This is a genomic window from Ancylobacter sp. 3268, from assembly GCF_031456575.1.
In the GTDB taxonomy this organism is placed as follows: Bacteria; Pseudomonadota; Alphaproteobacteria; order Rhizobiales; family Xanthobacteraceae; genus Ancylobacter.
This window is the reverse complement of sequence record NZ_JAVDUX010000014.1, coordinates 151915-173162: the sequence shown is the minus strand read 5'-3', so window position 1 is coordinate 173162 and position 21248 is coordinate 151915. Positions and strand designations below refer to the sequence as shown.

The 21248-nt window shown below is 68.5% G+C and carries 22 protein-coding genes; 13 read left to right on the top strand and 9 right to left on the bottom strand.

All coding sequences use genetic code 11. The features are described from left to right. Positions 1-4: 4 nt before the first annotated feature. A complete protein-coding gene (locus J2X65_RS19720) occupies positions 5-1372 on the top strand; it encodes an AmpG family muropeptide MFS transporter (RefSeq protein WP_310204559.1) in 1368 nt (455 codons plus the stop codon). Positions 1373-1396: 24 nt separating this feature from the next. Here the strand turns inward: J2X65_RS19720 and J2X65_RS19715 are convergent, their stop codons facing one another. Continuing rightward, positions 1397-2104 (bottom strand): DNA helicase, encoded by a 708-nt coding sequence (locus J2X65_RS19715; protein WP_310204556.1) that lies wholly within the window; start codon positions 2102-2104, stop codon positions 1397-1399. A 345-nt stretch (positions 2105-2449) separates the two neighbouring features. Here J2X65_RS19715 and J2X65_RS19710 point away from each other — a divergent pair, with 345 nt between their 5' ends. Further along, positions 2450-3520: a D-alanine--D-alanine ligase family protein gene (locus J2X65_RS19710; protein WP_310204554.1), complete on the top strand. Its 1071-nt coding sequence runs from the start codon at positions 2450-2452 to the stop codon at positions 3518-3520. Positions 3521-3553: 33 nt separating this feature from the next. On the opposite strand, the gene recR is transcribed toward J2X65_RS19710, so the two are convergent. Beyond that, entirely contained in the window at positions 3554-4159 is a 606-nt protein-coding gene (recR, locus tag J2X65_RS19705) for a recombination mediator RecR (protein ID WP_310204552.1), read from the bottom strand. A 242-nt stretch (positions 4160-4401) separates the two neighbouring features. Between recR and J2X65_RS19700 the strand changes: the two genes are divergently transcribed. Continuing rightward, positions 4402-5829: a sodium:proton antiporter gene (locus J2X65_RS19700; protein ID WP_310204549.1), complete on the top strand. Its 1428-nt coding sequence runs from the start codon at positions 4402-4404 to the stop codon at positions 5827-5829. Positions 5830-5894: 65 nt separating this feature from the next. Here the strand turns inward: J2X65_RS19700 and J2X65_RS19695 are convergent, their stop codons facing one another. From J2X65_RS19695 to J2X65_RS19685, 3 genes are all read right to left on the bottom strand, one after another. After that, on the bottom strand, positions 5895-6413 hold the full coding sequence (locus tag J2X65_RS19695; RefSeq protein WP_310204546.1) for a DUF3016 domain-containing protein: 519 nt from the start codon (positions 6411-6413) through the stop codon (positions 5895-5897). Between the two features lie 93 nt (positions 6414-6506). Then, entirely contained in the window at positions 6507-8042 is a 1536-nt protein-coding gene (locus J2X65_RS19690) for a phosphoenolpyruvate carboxykinase (ATP) (protein ID WP_310204544.1), read from the bottom strand. A gap of 141 nt (positions 8043-8183) precedes the next feature. Beyond that, positions 8184-8999, bottom strand: coding sequence for a DUF2470 domain-containing protein (locus J2X65_RS19685; RefSeq protein ID WP_310204542.1), 816 nt, complete (start codon positions 8997-8999; stop codon positions 8184-8186). Between J2X65_RS19685 and J2X65_RS19680 the strand changes: the two genes are divergently transcribed. From J2X65_RS19680 to ahcY, 7 genes are all read left to right on the top strand, one after another. Beyond that, positions 8989-9318, top strand: a complete 330-nt coding sequence (locus tag J2X65_RS19680; RefSeq protein WP_310204539.1) for a hypothetical protein — start codon at positions 8989-8991, stop codon at positions 9316-9318. The genes J2X65_RS19685 and J2X65_RS19680 overlap by 11 nt on opposite strands. Then, complete coding sequence (locus J2X65_RS19675; RefSeq protein ID WP_310204536.1) at positions 9276-9974, top strand: response regulator transcription factor; 699 nt, start codon at positions 9276-9278, stop codon at positions 9972-9974. The genes J2X65_RS19680 and J2X65_RS19675 overlap by 43 nt, the downstream gene beginning before the upstream one ends. A gap of 7 nt (positions 9975-9981) precedes the next feature. Then, positions 9982-11895 carry a stimulus-sensing domain-containing protein gene (locus tag J2X65_RS19670; protein WP_404977761.1) on the top strand — a complete coding sequence of 638 codons (1914 nt, stop codon included), beginning with the start codon at positions 9982-9984 and terminating at the stop codon, positions 11893-11895. Positions 11896-11905: 10 nt separating this feature from the next. Further along, positions 11906-12391, top strand: a complete 486-nt coding sequence (locus J2X65_RS19665) for an HPr kinase/phosphatase C-terminal domain-containing protein (protein WP_310204533.1) — start codon at positions 11906-11908, stop codon at positions 12389-12391. A 278-nt stretch (positions 12392-12669) separates the two neighbouring features. Then, positions 12670-13071, top strand: coding sequence for a PTS sugar transporter subunit IIA (locus J2X65_RS19660; protein ID WP_310204531.1), 402 nt, complete (start codon positions 12670-12672; stop codon positions 13069-13071). After that, positions 13068-13361: an HPr family phosphocarrier protein gene (locus J2X65_RS19655; RefSeq protein ID WP_310204528.1), complete on the top strand. Its 294-nt coding sequence runs from the start codon at positions 13068-13070 to the stop codon at positions 13359-13361. The genes J2X65_RS19660 and J2X65_RS19655 overlap by 4 nt, the downstream gene beginning before the upstream one ends. Before the next feature lie 497 nt (positions 13362-13858). Continuing rightward, positions 13859-15265, top strand: a complete 1407-nt coding sequence (ahcY, locus tag J2X65_RS19650) for an adenosylhomocysteinase (RefSeq protein WP_310204526.1) — start codon at positions 13859-13861, stop codon at positions 15263-15265. Between the two features lie 126 nt (positions 15266-15391). Here the strand turns inward: ahcY and J2X65_RS19645 are convergent, their stop codons facing one another. Then, positions 15392-15889 carry an N-acetyltransferase family protein gene (locus J2X65_RS19645; RefSeq protein WP_310204523.1) on the bottom strand — a complete coding sequence of 166 codons (498 nt, stop codon included), beginning with the start codon at positions 15887-15889 and terminating at the stop codon, positions 15392-15394. 191 nt (positions 15890-16080) lie between these two features. Here J2X65_RS19645 and J2X65_RS19640 point away from each other — a divergent pair, with 191 nt between their 5' ends. Next, positions 16081-16386 carry a hypothetical protein gene (locus tag J2X65_RS19640; protein WP_213365118.1) on the top strand — a complete coding sequence of 102 codons (306 nt, stop codon included), beginning with the start codon at positions 16081-16083 and terminating at the stop codon, positions 16384-16386. Positions 16387-16459: 73 nt separating this feature from the next. Here the strand turns inward: J2X65_RS19640 and J2X65_RS19635 are convergent, their stop codons facing one another. Next, positions 16460-17233 carry a ferredoxin--NADP reductase gene (locus J2X65_RS19635; RefSeq protein WP_310204518.1) on the bottom strand — a complete coding sequence of 258 codons (774 nt, stop codon included), beginning with the start codon at positions 17231-17233 and terminating at the stop codon, positions 16460-16462. 183 nt (positions 17234-17416) lie between these two features. On the opposite strand from J2X65_RS19635, the gene J2X65_RS19630 reads away from it, so the two are divergent. Next, positions 17417-17833 carry a VOC family protein gene (locus J2X65_RS19630; RefSeq protein ID WP_310204516.1) on the top strand — a complete coding sequence of 139 codons (417 nt, stop codon included), beginning with the start codon at positions 17417-17419 and terminating at the stop codon, positions 17831-17833. Positions 17834-17871: 38 nt separating this feature from the next. Here J2X65_RS19630 and J2X65_RS19625 read toward each other — a convergent pair whose 3' ends face one another. After that, positions 17872-19335, bottom strand: a complete 1464-nt coding sequence (locus tag J2X65_RS19625; RefSeq protein WP_310204513.1) for a sensor domain-containing diguanylate cyclase — start codon at positions 19333-19335, stop codon at positions 17872-17874. Positions 19336-19765: 430 nt separating this feature from the next. On the opposite strand from J2X65_RS19625, the gene J2X65_RS19620 reads away from it, so the two are divergent. Next, the gene (locus J2X65_RS19620; protein WP_310204510.1) at positions 19766-20428 is read left to right on the top strand and encodes an exopolysaccharide biosynthesis protein; all 663 of its coding nucleotides are present in this window, start codon (positions 19766-19768) and stop codon (positions 20426-20428) included. A gap of 48 nt (positions 20429-20476) precedes the next feature. On the opposite strand, the gene J2X65_RS19615 is transcribed toward J2X65_RS19620, so the two are convergent. Then, a complete protein-coding gene (locus tag J2X65_RS19615; protein ID WP_310204507.1) occupies positions 20477-20686 on the bottom strand; it encodes a hypothetical protein in 210 nt (69 codons plus the stop codon). Between the last annotated feature and the right edge of the window lie 562 nt (positions 20687-21248).

Here is a 21248-nt window from a genome sequence, read left to right as displayed (position 1 = left end):
GCCCATGACCGAGACCGCCAGCCGATCCGCGCCTGCCGACGAGACCGACGGCTTCCTCGCCAGCCTCGCGGTGTATCTGCGCCCGCGCGTGCTGATCGTCATCCTGCTCGGCTTCTCCTCCGGCCTGCCGCTGGCGCTGTCCGGGGCGACGCTGACGATCTGGATGGCGGAGGCGAAGGTGAACCTCGCCACCATCGGCCTGTTTGCCCTGGTCGGCGTGCCCTATAATTTCAAGTTCGTCTGGGCGCCGCTGGTCGATGCGCTCGACATCCCCCTTCTCTCCCGCCTGCTCGGGCGACGACGGGGGTGGCTGGTGTTCACCCAGCTGCTGCTGGTGGCCGCGATATTGTGGCTCGGCTTCCAGGACCCGGTGTCGGCGCCCTGGCAGGTGGCGTTCGGGGCCTTCCTGGTCGCGATGGCCTCGGCGACGCAGGACATCGTGGTCGACGCCTTCCGTGTCGAGAGCCTGGAGACCCGCGAGCAGGCTGCCGGCATGGCCGGCTATGTCGCCGCCTACCGGGTCGGCATGCTCGCCTCCGGCGCCGGGGTGGTGCTGCTGGTCGCCTGGTTCGAGGCGATCGGCGTCGACCGCGCCGATGTCTGGGCCTGGGGCTATGCGGCGGCGGCGGCGATGGTGATCGTCGGGCTCGGGGCCGCGCTGTCCGCCCGCGAGCCGGGCGGTGGCGAGGCGGCGTCCGGCCCGGCCGCGCCGCGCGAGGCAAATGTGCTGAAGCGCATCTGGGACACCGCGGTCGGGGCGTTTGCCGACATGCTGCTGCGCCGCGACGCCATCGCCATCCTGCTGTTCGTGGTGTTCTTCAAATTTTGCGACGCCTTCGCCGGGGTGCTGACCGGCGCCTTCGTCATCGATATCGGCTTCGACAAGGCGGCCTATGCCGGCATCGTCAAGGGGGTGGGCTTCGCGGCGGCCCTGCTCGGCGGCTTCGCCGGCGGGCTGATCGCCCGCGCGCTGCCGCTCGGCCGTAGCCTGTGGATCGCCGGCATCCTGCAGATGCTGTCCAATCTGGTGTTCTCCTGGCAGGCCTGGATCGGCGTCGACCTCGCGGCGCTGACGCTGACCATCGTGGTCGAGAACTTCACCGGCGCCATCGGCACGGTGATCTTCGTCGCCTATATCTCGGCGCTGTGCGGGGCGCGGGCGCACACGGCAACGCAATATGCGCTGCTGACCGCGCTCGCCGCGGTGGGGCGGACCTTCCTCGCCTCCGGCGCGGGATTCATCGCCGAGAGCACCGGCTGGGTATGGTTCTTCGCGCTGACGGCGTTCGCGGCGCTGCCGGGGCTGGCGCTGCTGGCGTTCCTGCAGCTGCGCGGGCATTTCCGCCAGCTGGCGGCGCAGGCGGCGAGCTAGCCGCTGCGCCGCTTTCGGCCGGCGTCAGTTCACCGCGTGGAAGCGGACGGCGCCGTCGTTCAGGAAGCAGGCCTTGCTGAACAGCGACAGGTCGAGCGGGTTGGGCAGCCGCACATCGTCGAGATCCGGCATCGGCTTGACCGCCGGATCATAGGAGCGGTCGATCTGCGAGAGGAAGACCAGCATCAGCTGCCGTTCGCGCGCGAACGCACGAAGCGTGCGGATCTGCGTCATCAGCTCGGGATGGCTGCGCTTCTGGTCGAGCAGCTGGAGATAATCGACCACCGCCAGCGTGCCGGCCGGCGCCGCCGCCAGCGCCGCCATGATATGGCCGGCGCTGATGGCGTCGGAACAGTCGCAGGTGAACAGGCCGGCGAAGCGGGACGGCTCGACGCCGAGGGCGCGCAGGCGGTCGGCGACCTGCCGCTCCCCATATTCCAGCGTGAAGAACATGGCGGGGCGGCCTTGCGTCATCGCCTCCACCGCCAGTTCTAGCGCCAGCAGCGTCTTGCCGTGGCCGGGGCGCGCGGCGACCAGCAGCAGGTCACCCGGATGCAGCCGCGCGAACAATTTGCTCGCCGGTGGCGCCATCTTGGCCGCCAGCAGGCTCCAGCTGGCAAAGCCCTGTTCGGCGGCGACGCGGTCCAGTGCCGCATGCAGCGGCAATTCTGCGCGGCGCGACAGCAGGCGCGCCTTGCGCTTGAGTTGATAGAGCGGGGCCGAAAGTCTCATCGAGAACCTCCTGTGCGGGCCATGTGCGCAACCCCTCCTCATGCGTGCCCGAACGGATGGTTCGATGGTGGAAATGCCCTGCATGAAAGATGCTTTCCCGAATGGAGGGGGGAGGCGCGGGCACGCCGGAATCGGAGTCTAGGGGAAGAGCCGGGGCGGGGACAGCGGGAGTTTTCCGGCACGGGGCGGGACGAGGGCGGTTCCCACGCTTCGCCTTAATCGGCTGTTAACCGAGGCGGCTCGAACGTTCCCCGAACCCGCAAACGCGCCGACGGCGATTCTCCGTGGCGCGGCGGGCGTGCGTCGTTTTCCGGGCCTCGCCGCCCGCACCCATCGGAGCCTGCCGTGACCCTTTCCCCGACCCGCCTGCGCATTGCGGTGCTTTTTGGCGGGCGCTCCGCCGAGCACGACGTCTCGGTGATGTCGGGCACCAATGTCATGCGGGCGCTGGACCCGGAAAAATACGACGCCGTCCCGGTGTTCATCACCCGCGACGGGCGCTGGCTCGCCAGCCGCTTCGAACATGGCGAGCTGGAGACGCCCGAGAGCGGCACCGAGCTCTGCCTGCTTCCCGGCGGCAAGGGGCGCCTCCTCGCGCTGCCGGCCGCCGGCGTGCCGCACGAACTGCCGGCGATCGACCTGCTTTTCCCGGTGCTGCACGGCCTGCCCGGCGAGGACGGCTCGGTGCAGGGGCTGGCGGATGTGGCGGGGGTGGCGCTGGTCGGCTGCGGCATTCTCGGCTCGGCCACCGCGCTCGACAAGGACATCGCCAAGCGGCTCTATCTCGAGGCCGGGCTGGCGACCGCCCGTGCCGTCACCATCCATCCCGGCGCGGAGCCGAGCTTCGGCGAGCTGACGCAGGCGCTCGGCCTGCCGATCTTCATCAAGCCGGCGCGGCAGGGCTCCTCGGTCGGGGTGAGCAAGGTGGCGAGCGAACAGGATTATGCGGCGGCGCTGGCCGAAGGCTTCCGCCACGACCGCAAGCTGCTGGCCGAGGAATTCATCCGCGGCCGCGAGATCGAATTGAGCGTGCTGGAAGACCCGGAGGGCGGGCTGTTCGTCTCGCGCCCCGGCGAGATCCGCCCGGCCGAGAGCCACGGATTCTACAGCTACGATGCCAAATATATCGATGCCGACGGCGCGGCGATCATCGTGCCGGCGCAGCTGCCGACCGAGGTGGAGACCCGGCTGCAGGCGATGGCGGCCGACGCCTTCCGGGCGCTGGGCTGCGACGGCATGGCGCGGGCCGATTTCTTCGTGACGGAGGATAACCGCATCCTCGTCAACGAGCTCAACACCATTCCCGGCTTCACCAATATCAGCATGTATCCCAAGGCGATGGCGGCGAGCGGGGTCAGCTATCCCGAACTCATCGACCGGCTGGTGGCGCACGGGCTGGCGCGCGCCGGGCGATAGCAGCGGGCGGCGCCGGCCCGGCGCGAGGACGCCCTACAGCGTGGTGCGGGCGCGGATGGCCGCCGCCAGCGTGCCCTCGTCGAGATAATCGAGCTCGCCGCCCACCGGCACGCCATGGGCGAGGCGGGTGACCTTCACCCCGGTCTCGCGCAGCAGCTCGGTGACGAAATGCGCGGTGGTCTGCCCGTCCACCGTGGCCGGCAGCGCCAGCAGCACCTCGGCGACCCCGCCGTCGCGCACCCGGCCGATCAGGCTGGCGATGTTGAGGTCGTCCGGGCCGATGCCGTCGAGCGGGGAGAGCGTGCCGCCAAGCACGTGATAGCGCGCGTTCATCGCGCCGGAGCGCTCCAGCGCCCACAGATCCGACACGTCGGCGACCACGATGATGAGGGTGGGGTCGCGGGTCGGGTCGGAGCAGACGAGGCAGGGGCTCCTCACGTCGAGATTGCCGCAGACCGGGCAGGTCCCGATCTTGCCGAGCACCTCCTCCATCGCGCCGGCCAGCGGCGCCATCAGCGATTCGCGCTTCTTGATCAATTGCAGCGCGGCACGGCGCGCCGAGCGCGGGCCGAGGCCGGGCACGCGGGCCAGGAGCTGGACGAGCCGCTCGATCTCGGGGCCGGCGACGGCGCGCGCCATGATGCATTCTCCGGAAGGGGTGGCCGATGATTAGGCCGGGGGCGCGTCGTCGCGCAAGCTTTTCGCCATGCCGGCTTCCGCCCGCCGCCGCCGCCCGGCCGGGCGTGGCTGCGCTTGACGTAAGGTCAAATCGGCGGGGTCGCTGCCCGGATGTCCTCGACAGCGCAGGGAGGTGTTGCTAACCGGGATGCCAGCCTGGCCATGCCGATCCAGAAGCCGATTCCAGCGGGAGGGGGAACGCGATGACGAAGCTGTTGGGGCCGGTGACGGCGCTGCTGCTCGCCCTGGTCACGGCCGGCCCGGCCGTCGCCGCCGAGGGCGCCGGCCTTGACGGGGCCAGCCTGTCGCTGGCCTGGGGCATTCCCTTCGCCGGCATGCTGCTCTCCATCGCCATCCTGCCGCTGGTCGCCGGGCATTTCTGGCACCACCATTACGGCAAGGTGGCGCTGTTCTGGGGACTGGCGGTGCTGGTGCCCTTCATGGCGCTGCTCGGCACCGGCGTCACCGTCTACGAGGTGACGCACGCGGCGCTGCTGGAATATATCCCGTTCATCATCCTCCTGTTCACGCTGTTCACCATTTCCGGCGGCATCCTCGTCACCGGCAATCTGCAGGGCAGCCCCGGCGTGAACACCGCGCTGCTGGCGATCGGCACGGTGCTGGCCAGCCTGATCGGCACCACCGGCGCCTCCATGGTGCTGATCCGCCCGCTGCTGCGCGCCAATGACGGCCGGCGGCACAACGTCCACACCGTGGTGTTCTTCATCTTCCTGGTGTCGAATATCGGCGGCTCGCTGACCCCGCTCGGCGACCCGCCGCTGTTCCTCGGCTTCCTCAAGGGGGTCGACTTCTTCTGGACCACCAGCCACCTGTTCCACGACACCGTGGTGGTGGTGGTGCTGCTGCTCGCCGCCTATCACCTGCTCGACCGCTGGTTCTATGCCCGCGAGGAGGGCCGGCCGCCCAAGCTCGACCCGACCCCCGCCACCGAACGCATCGGCCTGCGCGGCCTCGCCAACCTGCCGCTGCTGGCCGGCGTCATCGCCGCCATCCTGATGAGCGCGCTGTGGAAGCCGGACATCGAGTTCCACGTCGCCGGCACCGCCGTGCCGCTGCCCTCGGTGGCGCGCGACCTCGTCCTGCTCGGGCTGGCGGCGGTGTCGATCCGCATCACCCCGGCCTTCATCCGCGAGCGCAACGGCTTCGACTGGGAGCCGATCCGCGAGGTGGCGAAACTGTTCGCGGCGATCTTCCTCACCATCATCCCGGTGATCGCCATCCTGAAGGCGGGCTCGAACGGCGCGCTCGCGCCGCTGGTGGCGCTCGTGACGGATGCGAATGGCGCGCCGGTGAATGCCGGCTATTTCTGGATGACCGGCCTGCTCTCCGGCTTCCTCGACAATGCGCCGACCTATCTGGTGTTCTTCAACCTCGCCGGCGGCGACGCGCAGGCGCTGATGACCACCCATGCGGTGACGCTGGAGGCGATCTCGGCCGGCGCGGTGTTCATGGGCGCGCTGACCTATATCGGCAACGCGCCGAATTTCATGGTGCTGGCCATCGCCAGGAGCCGCGGGGTGAAGATGCCGAGCTTCTTCGGCTACATGGTGTGGTCGGGCATTTTCCTGCTGCCCTGCTTCGCGCTGCTGACCTTCCTGTATTTCCGCTGAACGGCGGCCCCACCTCTCTCCCCGTAGGAGAGAGGCACGGGCGCAGCCGAGGGCGGCGTCGATCGTCAGGAGGCGGAGGAACCGAAGCGGGTGCGGAACCACTCGGCGATCATCGCCCGCTCATAGCGCAGCGGCTCGCCGGAACGGGCGGCGCGCGGGTTCACCAGATAGTTCATCGCGCGCAGGGTCTGCTCGCCGCGCGCCGTGGTCCGGCCGTCGCGGACCAGCCGGTAGCGCAGGGTGAGCGAGGGCCAGGTGTCTTCCCGCATCACCCGCAACTCGCCGGTGCGCGAGACGAGGGGATTGATCTTGCCGGCGAGGTCGAGGGCGAGGATGTCGATCTCGATGGTCGTGCCGGGCGGCAGGGCGCGGCGGGCCTCGGACGAGAAGATGCGCGTCAGCCCCTCGAAGGTGAGGCGCTGGTCGACGCTCGACCATTCGAGATTGCCGTCGACATAGCTTTGCGGCGCGATGAAATTCACCCGCGCCGCCGCGGGCGGCGATAGCGGGGGGCCGGCGATCGCCGGGCCGGCGGCGACCAGCGCCGCCAGCAACCCCAGGGCGGTAAGGCGGCATGAGCGCATCGGCTGTCCTCCGGCCGCGTCCCCGGCCGGTTCACGGCGCGCCATGCTCTGGCGTGCCGGCGGACAGCGGGGCGGGCTGGGGACAGCCTGCCATCATTCGGCGGCGATGGCCATGCGCGGCTGCGCCTCGCGGACCTCGGGATCGACCTCCGCCTCGAAGCGCGCGAAGTTCTCCGCGAACATATCGACCAGCCGCTTCGCCGCCACCGCATGATCGCGATGGTCGGGCCACGCTTCGGTGGGGTCGAGCAGGCTGGCATCGACGCCCTCCACCTCGACCGGCACCTCGAAGCCGAAATGTGGATCGGCGCGGAATTCGCCTGCCGCCAGCGAGCCGTCCAGCGCGGCGGCGACCAGCCGGTGCGTCGCTTCCGGCAGGATGCGCGTCCCGTGCCCGGCCTGATCGCCGTTCCAGCCGGTATTGACCAGCCAGCACTGGATATCGCCGCCGGCAATGAGTTCGCGCAGCAGATGCGCTCCGGCCGGCGAGCGATGGCCGGACGCGAAACGCGGCTGCGGCGCCTCACCGTCATTCGCCGGAGCGGTGTAGCCGGACAGCAGGTGATAGACGGCCTGCTCGGGGGTGAGCCGGGCAATGGGCGGCAGCACGCCGAAGCCGTCACAGCTGGCGAGGATCAGCGTGTGCGGCATACCGGCGCGGCCGAAGGTGGTGCCGGGCAGCACGGCGCGGGCGGCTTCGGCGGCGGCGAGGTCCGGCTCGCGGCTGTCGGCGTCCAGCGGCACGTTTTCCAGCACCGTGCCGAAGCCGCCCCTGGCGTCGAGCTCGTGCACCCGCCGGCGGCGGCCGGCGAACAGCCCGAATACACCGTCGCGATTCCAGCCGAGCGGGCCATCGACGATCAGGGTGAAGCGCGGATCGGCGGCAAAGGCGCCGGCGAGTGCGCTCTTGCCGCTGTCTGGGGGCCCGAGGAACAGCACCGGGCCGTTCTCGGCGTCGAGGGTGGCGGCGCCGTGCAACGTCAGCGTACCGCTGCCGGCCAGCAGGTCGTCGAGATGGGCGACTAGCGCCTGCTCGATATGGCCGATATCGAGCGTGCCGCCGAGGAGCAGCAGCCCGGCGCCGGCATCCTCCGCCACCATGCCCGGACCGGCCATGCCGTGCCGACCGGCATCCGGCCGGAAATGCGGCAGGCTGAACAGGGTGATGTCCGGCACGAAGGCCTCGATCGCCTCGCGCCCCGGCGGCGGCATCAGGTTGCGGATGGCAAGCGCCTGCCAGGCATGCTCGGTGAAGACGCGCAGCCGGCGGAATTGGCCGGAGGCGGTCGCGACATGGAGATCCTGCGCGAACAGGGTCCGGCTGGCGGCATGGGCCAGCATCTCCTGCTTCAGCCGCTCGAACGAATCGCGGTGGAGAAAGAGGCGACCTTCCGGGGCGGCGTCGGTTTCGCCCGCTTCGCCGACCAGATGACGCGGCAGCGACGCCGCGCCGGCCGCGGTGCCGCTCTCCACCACCAGCGCGCCGGTGGCGGAAAGCCGCGCCTCGCCGCGCGCGATGGCGCGCTCATAAAGGGTGGGGCCGGCAAGGTTCCAAAACACCTTGCCCGAACCGGAAAGACCCGCCGCAGCGGCGGCGTTTTCCGGGTTGCGCATGCCGGTTTCCAGCATGTGATACTCCTTCTCGTATACCCGCCGAGGCGGGAAACTGACGGAGCACTCGGGCCATTTGTCTGTCATACAGGGTCGAAACCGTGGCGAAACCGGGTCGTCGGCGTGGCGACCCGGCCCTAGCGGGATACAGTTTCGACGTCAGTGACGGTCGTGCCGGTGGTCGTGCCCGTCATCCTGCCCGGCCTCGCCCCTGTCGCGGCGCGGCGCCGGCACGCCGGCAATCTCGCGGGCCTTGACCGCCAGCTCGACCAGGATGCGGTGGACGTCATGGGCGCTGGCCATGCGCCGGTCGAAGGGCAGGCGGCGCGCCGCGTGGTCGGACATCAGGTCGCAGCCCTCGGGATCGATGCCGGTCATGCGCCACGCGCCCGGCGCCGCGCCGAGGAGGGCGGTGGCATAGAGGCCGATGGCATCGGCATGGTCGGCGTTCATGTGGGCGATGGCGCCTTCCTCGCTCGCCAGTGCTTCCTCGGCGCCGGCGAGGCTGGTGAGGAAATCGGCGGCCGGCACCTCGGCGATGCGGCCGAAGCCGGCGACCAGATGCGCGCTCTCCGGCTCGATCCGGTAAAAGGCGAAGTCGGCGAAATCCGCGAAGCCGGCCGAATCGGCGTGGCGGGCCAGGAAGCGGCGCCGCGCGGTGGCGATGTCCGCCTCGCCCTCGACGCGGAAGATATGCCCCTTGAGGCTGGCGCGCGCGCCCTGGAGCTCGTCGCCCTCGCGGCGTTCGTCGATGAGAAGGCTGACGCGGCGGTCGCCGGCGATGTTGCGGGTGTGGCGGGCGAGCTGCGACAGCAGCAATATCGGCGACCCGTCATGCAGGGTGGCCAGCTGCACCAGCGAGGCATAGGGCCAGCCGTCGCGATCGAGACTGGCGAGCGCGCCGGTGCGGGTCTCGCGCAGCAGGCGCTTCACCGAGGCGGCGGCGTCGAAACCGGAGGCGTTCATGTCGTTCATGGGATGGTCTCCCGCTTGGCTGTCCCGGCCGCCGTCTCAGTGGCGAAGCCCGGCCGCAGCGTCAAGTGCGGCCTATGGCGGCGGCGGCGCGCCGGCGCTCGGCCGGCTCGCCATCGGCCGCCGGCGGCGTCATCCCCACCTGTCGGCGGGCGATGCATTGGCTAACCGCCTCGAAACGCGCTATTTCTATCTGAGTCTGCTTGCGTGTCACATTCTGGCCACGCCGGCACGGTTCACCGCCGGTTGCGACATCCGCCGCCGAACAGGAACATGTAGATGCCGACCATCGCTCTCGTCGACGACGACCGCAACATCCTGACTTCCGTCTCGATCGCCCTCGAATCCGAAGGTTACCGCATCCAGACCTATACGGACGGAGCCACCGCGCTGGACGGCTTCAAGAGCAACCCGCCGGACCTCGCCATCTTCGACATCAAGATGCCGCGCATGGACGGCATGGAGCTGCTGCGCCGCCTGCGCCAGAAGAGCGACATGCCGGTGATCTTCCTCACCTCCAAGGACGACGAGATCGACGAGCTGTTCGGCCTGAAGATGGGCGCCGACGACTTCATCAAGAAGCCGTTCTCGCAGCGCCTGCTGGTCGAGCGCGTCAAGGCGGTGCTGCGCCGCGTCGCGCCCAAGGACGGCACCGCCCCGCGCGAGGTCGACAGCGCCAAGGTGCTGGAACGCGGCCTTTTGCGCATGGACCCCGAGCGCCACACCTGCACATGGAAGGGCGAGAACGTGACGCTGACCGTCACCGAGTTCCTCATCCTGCAGGCGCTCGCCACCCGCCCCGGCGTGGTGAAGAGCCGCAACGCGCTGATGGACGCCGCCTATGACGACCAGGTCTATGTCGACGACCGCACCATCGACAGCCACATCAAGCGGCTGCGCAAGAAGTTCAAGGTGACGGACGACAGTTTCGAGATGATCGAGACCCTTTACGGCGTCGGCTATCGCTTCAAGGAGTAGGCGGCCCTTGCTCGACCCGGAGCTGACCCGGAACCTGCCGCCGGAGGACGAGCCCGAGGAGCAGGGCGGCGTCGCGGCGGCCGAGGCCGCGGCTGGAGCGACGCCGCGCCGGCCGCGCGGGCTGGCGCGCGCGCTCGGCGTGCGCCTGCTGGCGGGGCTGCGGCGGCTCCGGCATTTCGTCGAGCAGAAGAGTTCGTCGAGCCTCACCCGCCGCATCGTGCTGCTCAACCTCGCCGGCATGGGCGCGCTGGTGGCCGGCATCCTCTATCTGTCGGAGTTCCGCGCCGGGCTGATCGACGCGCGCGTGCAGAGCCTCCTGGTGCAGGGCGAGATCATCGCCGGCGCCATCGCCGCCTCGGCGCAGGTCGAGACCAACGCCATCACCATCGATCCCGAGCGACTGCTGGAACTGCAGGCCGGCGAGAGCTACGGGCCGGGCGAGGAGGGCTTCGCGCCGCTGGAATTCCCCATCAATCCCGAGCGCGTCGCCCCGGTGCTGAAGCGCCTCGTCGAGCCGACCGGCACCCGCGCCCGCATCTATGACCGCGACGGCATCCTGCTGCTCGATTCGCGTTCGCTCTATTCGCGCGGCGAGATCCTGCGCTTCGAACTGCCCGAGCCGACCGCCCGTCCGCCGAACTGGATGGAGCATGGCTGGAACAGCATGAAGATGTGGTTCGAGCGCGGCGACCTGCCGCTCTATCGCGAGCTCGGCCCCAACAATGGCAAGGGCTACCCTCAGGTGGTGGGCGCTCTGCTCGGGCAGAAGGCCAGCGCGGTGCAGGTCAATGAGCGCGGGCAGATCATCGTCTCGGTGGCGGTGCCGATCCAGCGTTTCCGCGCCATTCTCGGCGCGCTGCTGCTCTCCACCCAGGGCGGCGAGATCGACGAGGCGGTGGCCGCCGAGCGCCTCGTCATCGTGCGGGTGTTCCTCGTCGCCATGGTGGTGATGGTGGTGCTGTCGTTCCTGCTCGCCGGCACCATTGCCGGGCCGGTGCGCCGCCTTGCCGATGCCGCCGAGCGGGTGCGCCGCCGCACCCGCCAGCGCGTCGAGATTCCCGATTTCACCAGCCGCTCGGACGAGATCGGCCATCTCTCCGGGGCGCTGCGCGACATGACGGACGCGCTCTATTCGCGCATCGAGGCGATCGAGAGCTTCGCCGCCGACGTCTCGCACGAATTGAAGAACCCGCTGACCTCGCTGCGCTCGGCGGTCGAGACGCTGCCGCTCGCCAAGACCGAGGCCTCGCGCGGGCGGCTGATGGAAGTGATCCAGCACGATGTGAAGCGGCTCGACCGGCTGATCACCGACATTTCCGACGCCTCGCGCCTCGATGCCGAACTGCAGCGGCAGGAAGCCGAGCCGGTGGACCTGCGCCGCCTGCTCGGCACCGTCTGCGGCGTGCAGAACGACGTGGTGCGCGGCGACAATGTGAAGGTGAAGCTTGCCTTCATCCCCGAGAGCGAGGGTGGCAAGCCGGTGCCCTTCGTGGTGCAGGGGCACGATTCCCGCCTCGGCCAGGTGATCAACAACCTCATCGACAATGCCCGCTCCTTCTCGCCCAAGGGCGGGGAGGTGCGGGTGAGCTGCCACAAGGTGAAGGGCGGGGTGGAGATCGTCATCGACGATGACGGGCCGGGCATTCCCGAACACGCGCTCGGCCGGATCTTCGAGCGCTTCTACACCGACCGGCCGGAGGAGCAGGGCTTCGGGCAGAATTCCGGCCTCGGCCTGTCGATCTCCAAGCAGATCGTCGAGGCGCATGGCGGGCGCATCTGGGCCGAGAACCGCCCGCCGGCACCGCCGCCGCCGCCGGAACCGGAGCCCGCCGCCGACGGGGCGCCGCGCAAGCGTCGCCGGACGACCAGGAAGGGCGAAAGCGGCGGGGCGCGCTTCATCGTGCGGCTGCCGTGCACCTGAGGACATGAGCATGGGGGAAGACGAACGCATCGCCGGGGCGCATTTCAGTTCCACCCACCACGCTTCCTGCGTGCGGGTGGGCGAGGCGGCGGTGCTGATCCGCGGTCCCTCCGGCGCCGGCAAGTCGCATCTCGCCTTCGCCCTGATCCTTGCCGGGCGGACCGGCCTGATCCCCGAGACCGTGCTGGTCGGCGACGACCGCCTGGTGCTGGAGCGGCGCGGCGAGCGGCTGATCGCCGCCCCGGTGCCGGTGCTGGCCGGCCTCCTCGAGGTGTGCGGCGCCGGCCTGCGCCGGGTGCCGTATGTCGAGGAAGCGGAGGTGGCGCTGGTGGTCGACCTCGCCAGCCCCCACGGCGCCCGCCTCCCGCGGCGGGAGGATTGCCGCATCGTGCTCGGCGGCGTCCCGCTGGTCCGCCTGCCGGTCTATGACCGTGGCGACGCGGTGCATCAGGTGCTGGCGATGCTCTCGACCGAATCCGGACTTCAGGAAACTTAAAGCATATTCCACGGAAATTGCCGGCGCCTTGCCGGGAATGCGCAGGCTGGCCCGCTGAAACGGCCGTGTTATCCGTGGCTTAGCCGATGTGGGGCGCCATGCTGGAGGCGGCATGATCATCCCCAGGGCTTTCGCGCGGCGTACTTGCCATTTGTGTGCAGCGCAACGATGATGTTTCCCCCACGGGAGCGGGGAAAAACCCGCTTGCCTCGGAAGCCTTGGGCGATGTCTGAAGGACGCGCTGGGGTTCGTGCCGGCCAGCCGCACGGCGGAGCAGAATGATAGGGCTTGTACTCGTCACCCACGGACGCCTCGCCAGCGAGTTCCGTGCCGCGTTGGAACATGTGATGGGGCCGCAGTCCCAGATCGAGGCCGTCACCATCGGCCCCGACGACGACATAGAGCAGCGCCGCCTCGACATTGTCGCGTCGGTGAAGGCGGTGAATTCCGGCCATGGCGTGGTGATCCTCACCGACATGTTCGGCGGCACGCCGTCCAACCTCGCCATTTCGGTGATGACCGAGCCCGACATCGAGGTGGTCGCCGGCATCAACCTGCCGATGCTGGTGAAACTCGCCACCGTGCGCGCCGAGGTGCCGATGGATGTCGCGGTCGCCCAGGCGCAGGAAGCCGGGCGGAAATACATCAACATCGCCAGTCGGGTTCTCGCGGGGAAATGAGCACGGCCGGCACTTCCGCGGCGCTGCGGCGCGAGCTTCCCATCCTGAACAAGCGTGGCCTGCATGCGCGTGCCTCGGCCAAATTCGTGCAGACGGTCGAGCGCTTCGACGCCGCGGTGCGGGTGACGCGCTGCGGCGAGACGGTGAGCGGCACCTCGATCATGGGGCTGATGATGCTCGCCGCCGCCCCCGGCACCTCCATCCTGGTGGAGACGGAAGGCCGGGAGGCGGAAGCGGTGCTGGAAGCGCTGTCGGCGCTGGTGGGCGATCGCTTCGGCGAGGGCGAGTAGACCGGTTCATCGGGATGGTGACGAACACGCCGGGCGATTGCGGCGGCGAAGCCTGACCGCGTTTGCCGGCGCCGGGGTTCGGGCCGGCCCACCCTTGCGGGCGGGATGGTGGCGACATTTCCCGGATTGCCGGCCGGTGGCGTCACCGGGCTCAACACCACGCTGCCGCCGGTTGCGGGCACGCTCCGGGCCGGCGTCGCCCTCTGGCGGACGCCGACGCTCCGCTCGGCAGGACAGGCACGATCCACCCTGCGCACGCTCCGGCACGTCCCCATCGGGACAAGGCTCCGCCTGAGTGGAGGTCGAATAGCGATGCAATTCTTGATAGTAGGCTTGGCCGGCCTCATTGATATAAAGACATCTTTATATCGTTATTGAAACCTTCGGCCGAGGCTGCTATCAACCCCGCCGAGCTTCGATCCATCGGACCGGGGCCGCTTCGCCTCCTGCCGGTGACAGGAGGCGATGGCGACCCTTCAGGCACAAGGAACCCGACCATGGCCTCCGCCAGCGACTACATCGTCAAGGATATCGGCCTCGCCGGCTTCGGCCGCAAGGAGATCGACCTCGCCGAGACCGAAATGCCCGGCCTGATGGCCATCCGCGCCGAATACGGCCCGGCGCAGCCGCTCAAGGGCGCGCGCATCGCCGGCTCGCTGCACATGACCATCCAGACCGCCGTGCTGATCGAGACGCTGGTCGCGCTCGGCGCCGAGGTGCGCTGGGTGTCGTGCAACATCTTCTCGACGCAGGACCACGCCGCCGCCGCCATCGCCCAGGCCGGCATCCCGGTCTTCGCCTATAAGGGCGAGACGCTGACCGAGTACTGGGACTTCACCGCCCGCCTGTTCGACTGGCACGATGGCGGCGTCCCCAACCTGATCCTCGACGATGGCGGCGACGCCACCATGCTCGTCCATTACGGCCTGCGCGCCGAGCAGGGCGACACCGGCTTCCTGGACACGCCCGGCTCGGAGGAGGAGGAGATCTTCTTCGCGCTGATCAAGCGCCTGCTGACCGAGAAGCCGAAGGGCTGGTTCGCCAAGGTCGCCGGCGCGATCAAGGGCGTCTCCGAGGAGACCACCACCGGCGTGCACCGCCTCTACAAGCTCGCGGAGCAGGGCAAGCTGCTGTTCCCGGCGATCAACGTGAACGACAGCGTCACCAAGTCGAAGTTCGACAACCTCTATGGCTGCCGCGAGTCGCTGGTGGACGCCATCCGCCGCGGCACCGACGTGATGCTGGCCGGAAAAGTGGCCTTCGTCGCCGGTTTCGGCGATGTCGGCAAGGGCTCGGCTGCCTCGCTGCGCCAGGCCGGCGCCCGCGTCATCGTCTCCGAGGTCGACCCGATCTGCGCGCTGCAGGCCTCGATGGAAGGCTATGAGGTGGCGACCATCGAGGACGCCTTCTCCCGCGCCGACATCTATGTCACCTGCACCGGCAACAAGGACATCATCACCGTCGACCACATGCGGCAGATGAAGGACCGGGCGATCGTCTGCAACATCGGCCATTTCGACAACGAGATCCAGGTCGCCGGCCTGCGCAACTTCAAATGGACCAACATCAAGCCGCAGGTGGACGAGATCGAGTTTCCCTCCGGCAACCGCATCATCCTGCTCTCCGAGGGCCGGCTGGTGAATCTCGGCAATGCGATGGGGCACCCGTCCTTCGTGATGTCGTCGTCCTTCTCCAACCAGACGCTGGCGCAGATCGACCTGTGGGCCAATCCCGGCAAGTACGACAAGAAGGTCTACACCCTGCCGAAGGTGCTCGACGAGAAGGTGGCGGCGCTGCACCTCGCAAAGCTCGGCGTGAAGCTCACCAAGCTCTCTCCCGAGCAGGCCGACTATATCGGCGTGACGGTCGACGGCCCGTTCAAGGCCGATCACTACCGCTATTGAGCGGAGGCTCCGACGGATGATGCGAAGGCCGGGGCTCGTCCCCGGCTTTTCTTTTTTGCCGGGTGGCCCGTCGCAGGCGCAGATGGCAGGCGCCCACCTGGGCCGAGAGAGGACGGCGGCCCGCCCTCACAGTTCCTTCTGCATCAGCACCAGATCGAGCCGCTGGCCGAACTTGATGCCGATGCCGCGCATATAGCCGCTTTCCTCGAAGCCGAGCTTGCGGTGCAGGGCGATGGAGGCGGTGTTGCCGGCGGTGATGCCGCCGATCATCACCTTCTTGCCGAGCGCGCGTGCCGGCTCGAACAGCGCCTCCACCAGCCGGCCGCCGATTCCCCGTCCGCGCGTCTCCTCCGCCACATAGACCGAGTGCTCGACGCTGATGCGGTAGCCGTCGAAGGGCCGAAAGTCGCCGAAGCTCGCATAGCCGAGCACGGCGTCGTCCTCTTGCTCGTCCACCGCCACCATCACCGGATAGCGCTTGGAGATGCGGTCCGCGAGCCAGGCGCGGCGATTGGCGAGGTCGACGAGGGTGTCGTTCCAGATGGCGGTCGAGGTGAGGACGGCGCGATTATAGATGTCGAGGATGCCGACGAGGTCGCGCTCCTCCGCATGGCGAAGCAGCATGAAGGTTCCTTCACTTCCGGCGCCCGCTCCGGCGGCCGGGCACGGCGCCACCACCGACGGTCTATCGCGGCTTCGCCCCGGCGCGCAATGTCGCGCCGGGGCGAAATTCGCGCGCACTCGTCTGGAACCGCCGCGGTTTCATCCCATATCACCGGGGCACGGGGCGACCGTGAGCCAGGGAAGGGACAGGAATGAACGCGAACGATCCGTTCGGCCAGATGCGGTTCAGCGTGCGGCGGGTGAGCTGGTGGCAGGTGGCGATCGTCGTCGCCGTGGCGCTGGCGGTCGGCACGGCTCTGGCGCTGGTGGCGGCAAGCGTGTTCCTCGTCGTGGCGCCGGTGCTGCTGATCGCCGGCCTGGCCTACAAGCTGTTCGGCGTCAAGCCGCGCCGCTCCGCCGCCGATACCACGGTGATCGACGCCGAGTATCGTGTACTCTCGCCCGAGGAAGCCGCGCGGGACCGCGACATTAATCGCGATCCCGGCCGGTTGCGCTGAGGGACCGGAATGGGAATGGTCGGAGCGCTGGTTCGTGCCGGAATGCAGCTCATCGAGCTGCTGATCAAGGCACTTACTTCTCGACAAAAGCCTTCTCGATCACGAAATCGCCGGGCTCGGTCGTCGAACCCTCCTCGAAACCGCGATCCTTGAGGATGACGCGCATGTCGTCGAGCAGCTGCGGGCTGCCGCACAGCATGACGCGGTCGTCCTCCTTGTCGAGCGGCGGCAGGCCGAGCTCCTCGAACAGCTTGCCGGAAGTGATCAGGTCGGTGATGCGGCCCTGGTTGCGATAGGGCTCGCGCGTCACCGTCGGGTAATAGACCAGCTTTTCGCGCACCAGCTCGCCGAAATACTCGTTGTCCGGCAGCTCCTTCTCGATGAAGTCCTGATAGGCGAGCTCGGCCACCGTGCGCACGCCATGCACCAGGATCACCTTCTCGTAATTCTCGTAGGTCTCCGGGTCCTTGATCAGGCTCATGAACGGCGCGAGGCCGGTGCCGGTGGACAGGAGATAAAGCCGGCGGCCGGGCACCAGATAGTCCACCAGCAGCGTGCCGGTCGGCTTGCGGCCGACGATCACCTCGTCGCCGATCTTCAGGTCCTTCAGCCGCGAGGTGAGCGGGCCGTTCGGCACCTTGATCGAGAAGAACTCCAGCGTCTCCTCGTAATTGGCGCTGGCGATGGAATAGGCGCGCAGCAGCGGCTTGCCGTTCACCGGCAGGCCGATCATCACGAACTGGCCGTTCTTGAAACGCAGCGCCGGGTCGCGCGTGGTGGTGAAGGTGAACAGGTTGTCGGTCCAGTGGTGCACCGACAGGACGCGCTCGTGATGCAGGTTGCTCATTTACGAACCGTTCTTGTGAAAACTTCCAAACAAGCTGGAAGCCATGTAATTCTGTGCGGCGGGGTTTACTGCGCATCGCCGCCGCTGTCGAGAAGTCCGTGACATTTCCGTGCTGCGCCTTGCGCAGGCCGGATCTGCGGTCTCGATGGGTGCCGCGATCGGCGCCGGCGACCAGGAGGCGGCATGTTCACCCACATCATTCTCGGCGCGCGCGACCTGCCGCGCCTGACGGCCTTCTACGACGCGGTGCTGGCGCCGCTCGGCCTGGTGCGGCTCGACCTCGCCGACGATGGCGGGCCGCCCGGCTCCATGTGGGTGATGCCGGGGCGGCGCTGGCCGCAATTCTTCGTCCAGCTGCCGTTCAATGGCCTGCCGGCGACCTGGGGCAACGGGACGCAGGTGAGCTTTGCCGCGCCCTCGCCGGCGGCGGTGGATGCCGCCTGGCGGGCGCTGGTGGCCAATGGCGGTACGGATGAGGGCGCGCCGGGACTGCGCGCGCAGTACAACCCCGATTATTACGGTGCCTATGGCCGCGACCCGGAGGGCAACAAGCTGTGCTTCGTCCATGCCGGCGGGCTGGAAGCGCTGGTGGCGGGATGAGACGGGCGGGGGTGAGATGGGCGGGGTGAGACGGGCCGTCAGCCGCGCGACGGCTCCTGGCTGCGCTTGTTCTCATACATCTGCAGATCGGCGCGCCGCACCACCGCCTCCAGCCGCTCGCCAATTTCGCTGGTCGCCATGCCCATGGAGACGCTGAGCGCCTGCGCCGAATAGAACTGGTTGTTGACCGTGATCAGCTCGGCGATCGCCGCCATCACCGCCGCGCCGCCCTCGGCATCGATGCCCGGCAGCAGCACCGCGAACTCGTCGCCGCCGATGCGCGCCGCGACATTGGGCTTGTCGATCGCCTTGCCCAGCACCTCGCCCGCCCGGCGCAGCAGCGCGTCGCCGGCGGCGTGGCCGAGCTGGTCGTTGACCAGCTTCAGGTCGTCGAGGTCGATCATCACGATGGTGACGGGATACGGGCCGCGCCGCTCCAGCCGGTTCAGCTCGTCGACATAGAAGGACCGGTTGTACAGCTTGGTCAGCACGTCGTGATTGCCGAGATATTCGAGATAGGCCTCGGCCTTCTTGCGGGCGGTGATGTCGGTGAGCGCCACCTGCACCAGCGACCAGTCGCGCTCATGGCCGGGCAGCACCGAGAATTGCAGGTGGACGTGGATCTCGTCGCCGGCCAGCGAGTAGTTCACCACCTCGCGCCGGTGGAACAGCTTGCCGTTCCAAAGGTCGATGAGCTGCTCGCGGAAGTGCCGCTGCGAGTTCTCGCCGAACACCTTGTCCATGTTGGCCATCAGCGACTTCTTGTCCGCCGCTTGGAACATGTCGAGCGTGTGCTGGTTCACGTCGATCACCCGCACCTCGCTGATGCAGCGCTGCACGAAGTCGGGATGCACGTCGGTGAACACCCGCAGATCCTCGATGCCGCGGCGGCGCAGATCGTCGATCAGCTGCTTAATGGTGGAGAAATCCTCCACCCACAGCGACACCGGCGAATGCTCGAACAGGCCGCGGGCATATTCCTCCGCCTTGCCGGTGGCGCGGCGGGCGGTCTCCCGCTCGGTCACGTCCTCGGTCGACAGCAGCACGCGGTCGAGCCGCTCCTCGTGGCCGGGCAGCACCTGGCCCTTCAGCTGCACGTCGAGCCGGCGGCCGCCGAGCGTATAATTGGTGGTGTGGCTGGCGAACTGGGTCTTGCCGTCCCATAGCTGCGACAATTCCTCGATATGGGTGCGCAGCATGTCGCCGCGGAACACCTTGTCGAGATTGGCCACCAGATGCGCCGGGCTGTCGGCCTCGAACAGGTTGAGCGTCGCCTGGTTGACCTTCAGCACCCGGATGCGCTCGGCGCAGGCCGCGATCCGGCGCTCATCCGCATGGAGATGGTCGCGCAGCGAGGTGACGCCGTCGCGGCGCCAGGCGTCGAACAGCGCCTTGACCTCGCTGAAATCCTCCAGCCACATCGGGATCGGCGCCAGCTCGAACATCTGGCTGTCGTCGAGCCCGGAGCCGGCGTCCTGCGGGAGAGTTGGCTGATGCAGCATCCGCACGTCACTCGTCTGTCCGGCCTCGTCGCGCCAATTTCAACGGCGTCCGTCCCGACGGCGTGCCGCCGGCGGCATCATGTCAGGTTGCGCGACACCAAGGCGAGCATCTACCACGTTTGTGGTCCGTACGAACACCGCGCGACGATAAAGGCGACAATTTCGAAACATCTTCGATGCTTCGGCGATTGTCGAGGTATCATATCGGGTGGCCGGCAAAAAATGAGGTACCGCGATGACGATGCATGACTTCACCACCCGGCACTGGATTGCCGCCATCCTGATTCTGCTGCTGGCGGTCGGGGCATTCCTGTTCAGCTGGACATGATCCTGACTCAGCTTCTGGTCATTGTCACATTCACTGCCTATCTGTGGGGGCGCCGGCGGCACCCGCTGCCGGCGGATGCGGGCGAGAGGAGCGGTTCAGGTCGTGCAGGGCGATAAATCGACGGGTGGCGCCACCGCCGACGGCACGGCCGATCTCGACAACGAGGCCACGCGTCTCTCCGATGTTCTCACGGGCATCGCGTCCGACGAGACGCGCGAGCGCATCGCCATCGGCGACCTGCTGGCGGCGATGCAGGAGCGCGCCTTCGGGCCGCTGATGCTGGTCTTCGCGCTGCCCAACGTGCTGCCCACCCCGCCCGGTACCTCCACCATTCTCGGCGCGCCGCTGATCTTCCTCACCGCCCAGCTGGCGCTCGGCCGCAATCCCTGGTTGCCGCCGTTGATCTCCCGCCGCTCCATCTCCCGCCGCGACTTCGCCGCCTTCGTTGGCAAGGCGGTGCCATGGCTCGCCAAGGCGGAGAATTTGCTGCGGCCGCGCTTCGGCGCGCTGGCGCATCCGCCGGCGGAATATGTCATTGGCATCATGTGCCTGGTGCTGGCAGTGGTGCTGGTGCTGCCGATCCCGCTCGGCAACATGCTGCCGGCGCTGGCGATCTGCATCCTCGCGCTCGGCATATTGGAGCGCGACGGCATCTGGGTGCTCGCCGGCATGACCGTGGCATTCGCCTCGCTCGGCGTGGTCTCCGGCGTGGTCTGGGGCTTCGTGAGCGCCGGGCTCTACCTTTTGAAGAGCTTCCTCGGTTGAGCGGCTGGCGCGCGGCCTGCGCGTCCCCGCCGCTTCGCCGGTGACGGCTCAGCCGGCGACCGCCTGCGCATTGGCCAGCGCCCGCGCCAGCATTTCCAGGCACTCCTCGGCCTGTTCCTGGCCGACGGAGTCGCCGCGCAGCCGCTGGGCGAGATCGCGCAGGTCGCGAATCGCCACGTCGACGGCAGTCATCAGATCGATCTCCGGCTCGGGATCGGCGTGCGGTACCCGGGCGGGAAAGGGAATCACATTACTCATCACGGCACTCGTCTGGGCGAATCACGCTTTCGCGTTTCCCGAACCTTGCCGGCAATTGGTTAACGCCATCCTCCACTTACCATCGCACCGGCCGGCGGCCGGCTGAAGAGGAAGGGCGGACGCGGATGGAGGAACGATCCGCGCCCGCCCGCGACCCGCCGGGGAGGGGGCAGCCCCCGGCGGGAAGATCAGCCGGTATCAGGCGTCGCAGCGCACCGGCCGGCGGGCCGGCTTGTCGTCGCGGGCGATGTAGCCGGCCGAGAAGGTCGCCAGCGCGATGAAGGCGGCGAAGACGGAGATGATCGTGGCGTTCAGCATGATGCGTGCTCCTCATGGGGGCGATCGGGCCGGCAGCGCCGCTCCGATCCGGTGTTGGCAATATGTATCGCACACGATATGATCCTTGGCGATATGAAATTCCGCATGACAGGACCTCCCGCCCCCGCACGAGCGTGTGATCGCGCAACGGCCTGCCCTGCATCGCCGGGGCAAAGCCCTGCGGCCTGCGCGGGTCACAAGCGGCGTGTTTGATGGTAGTCGTCTGGCAACCATGGCCCGGCCG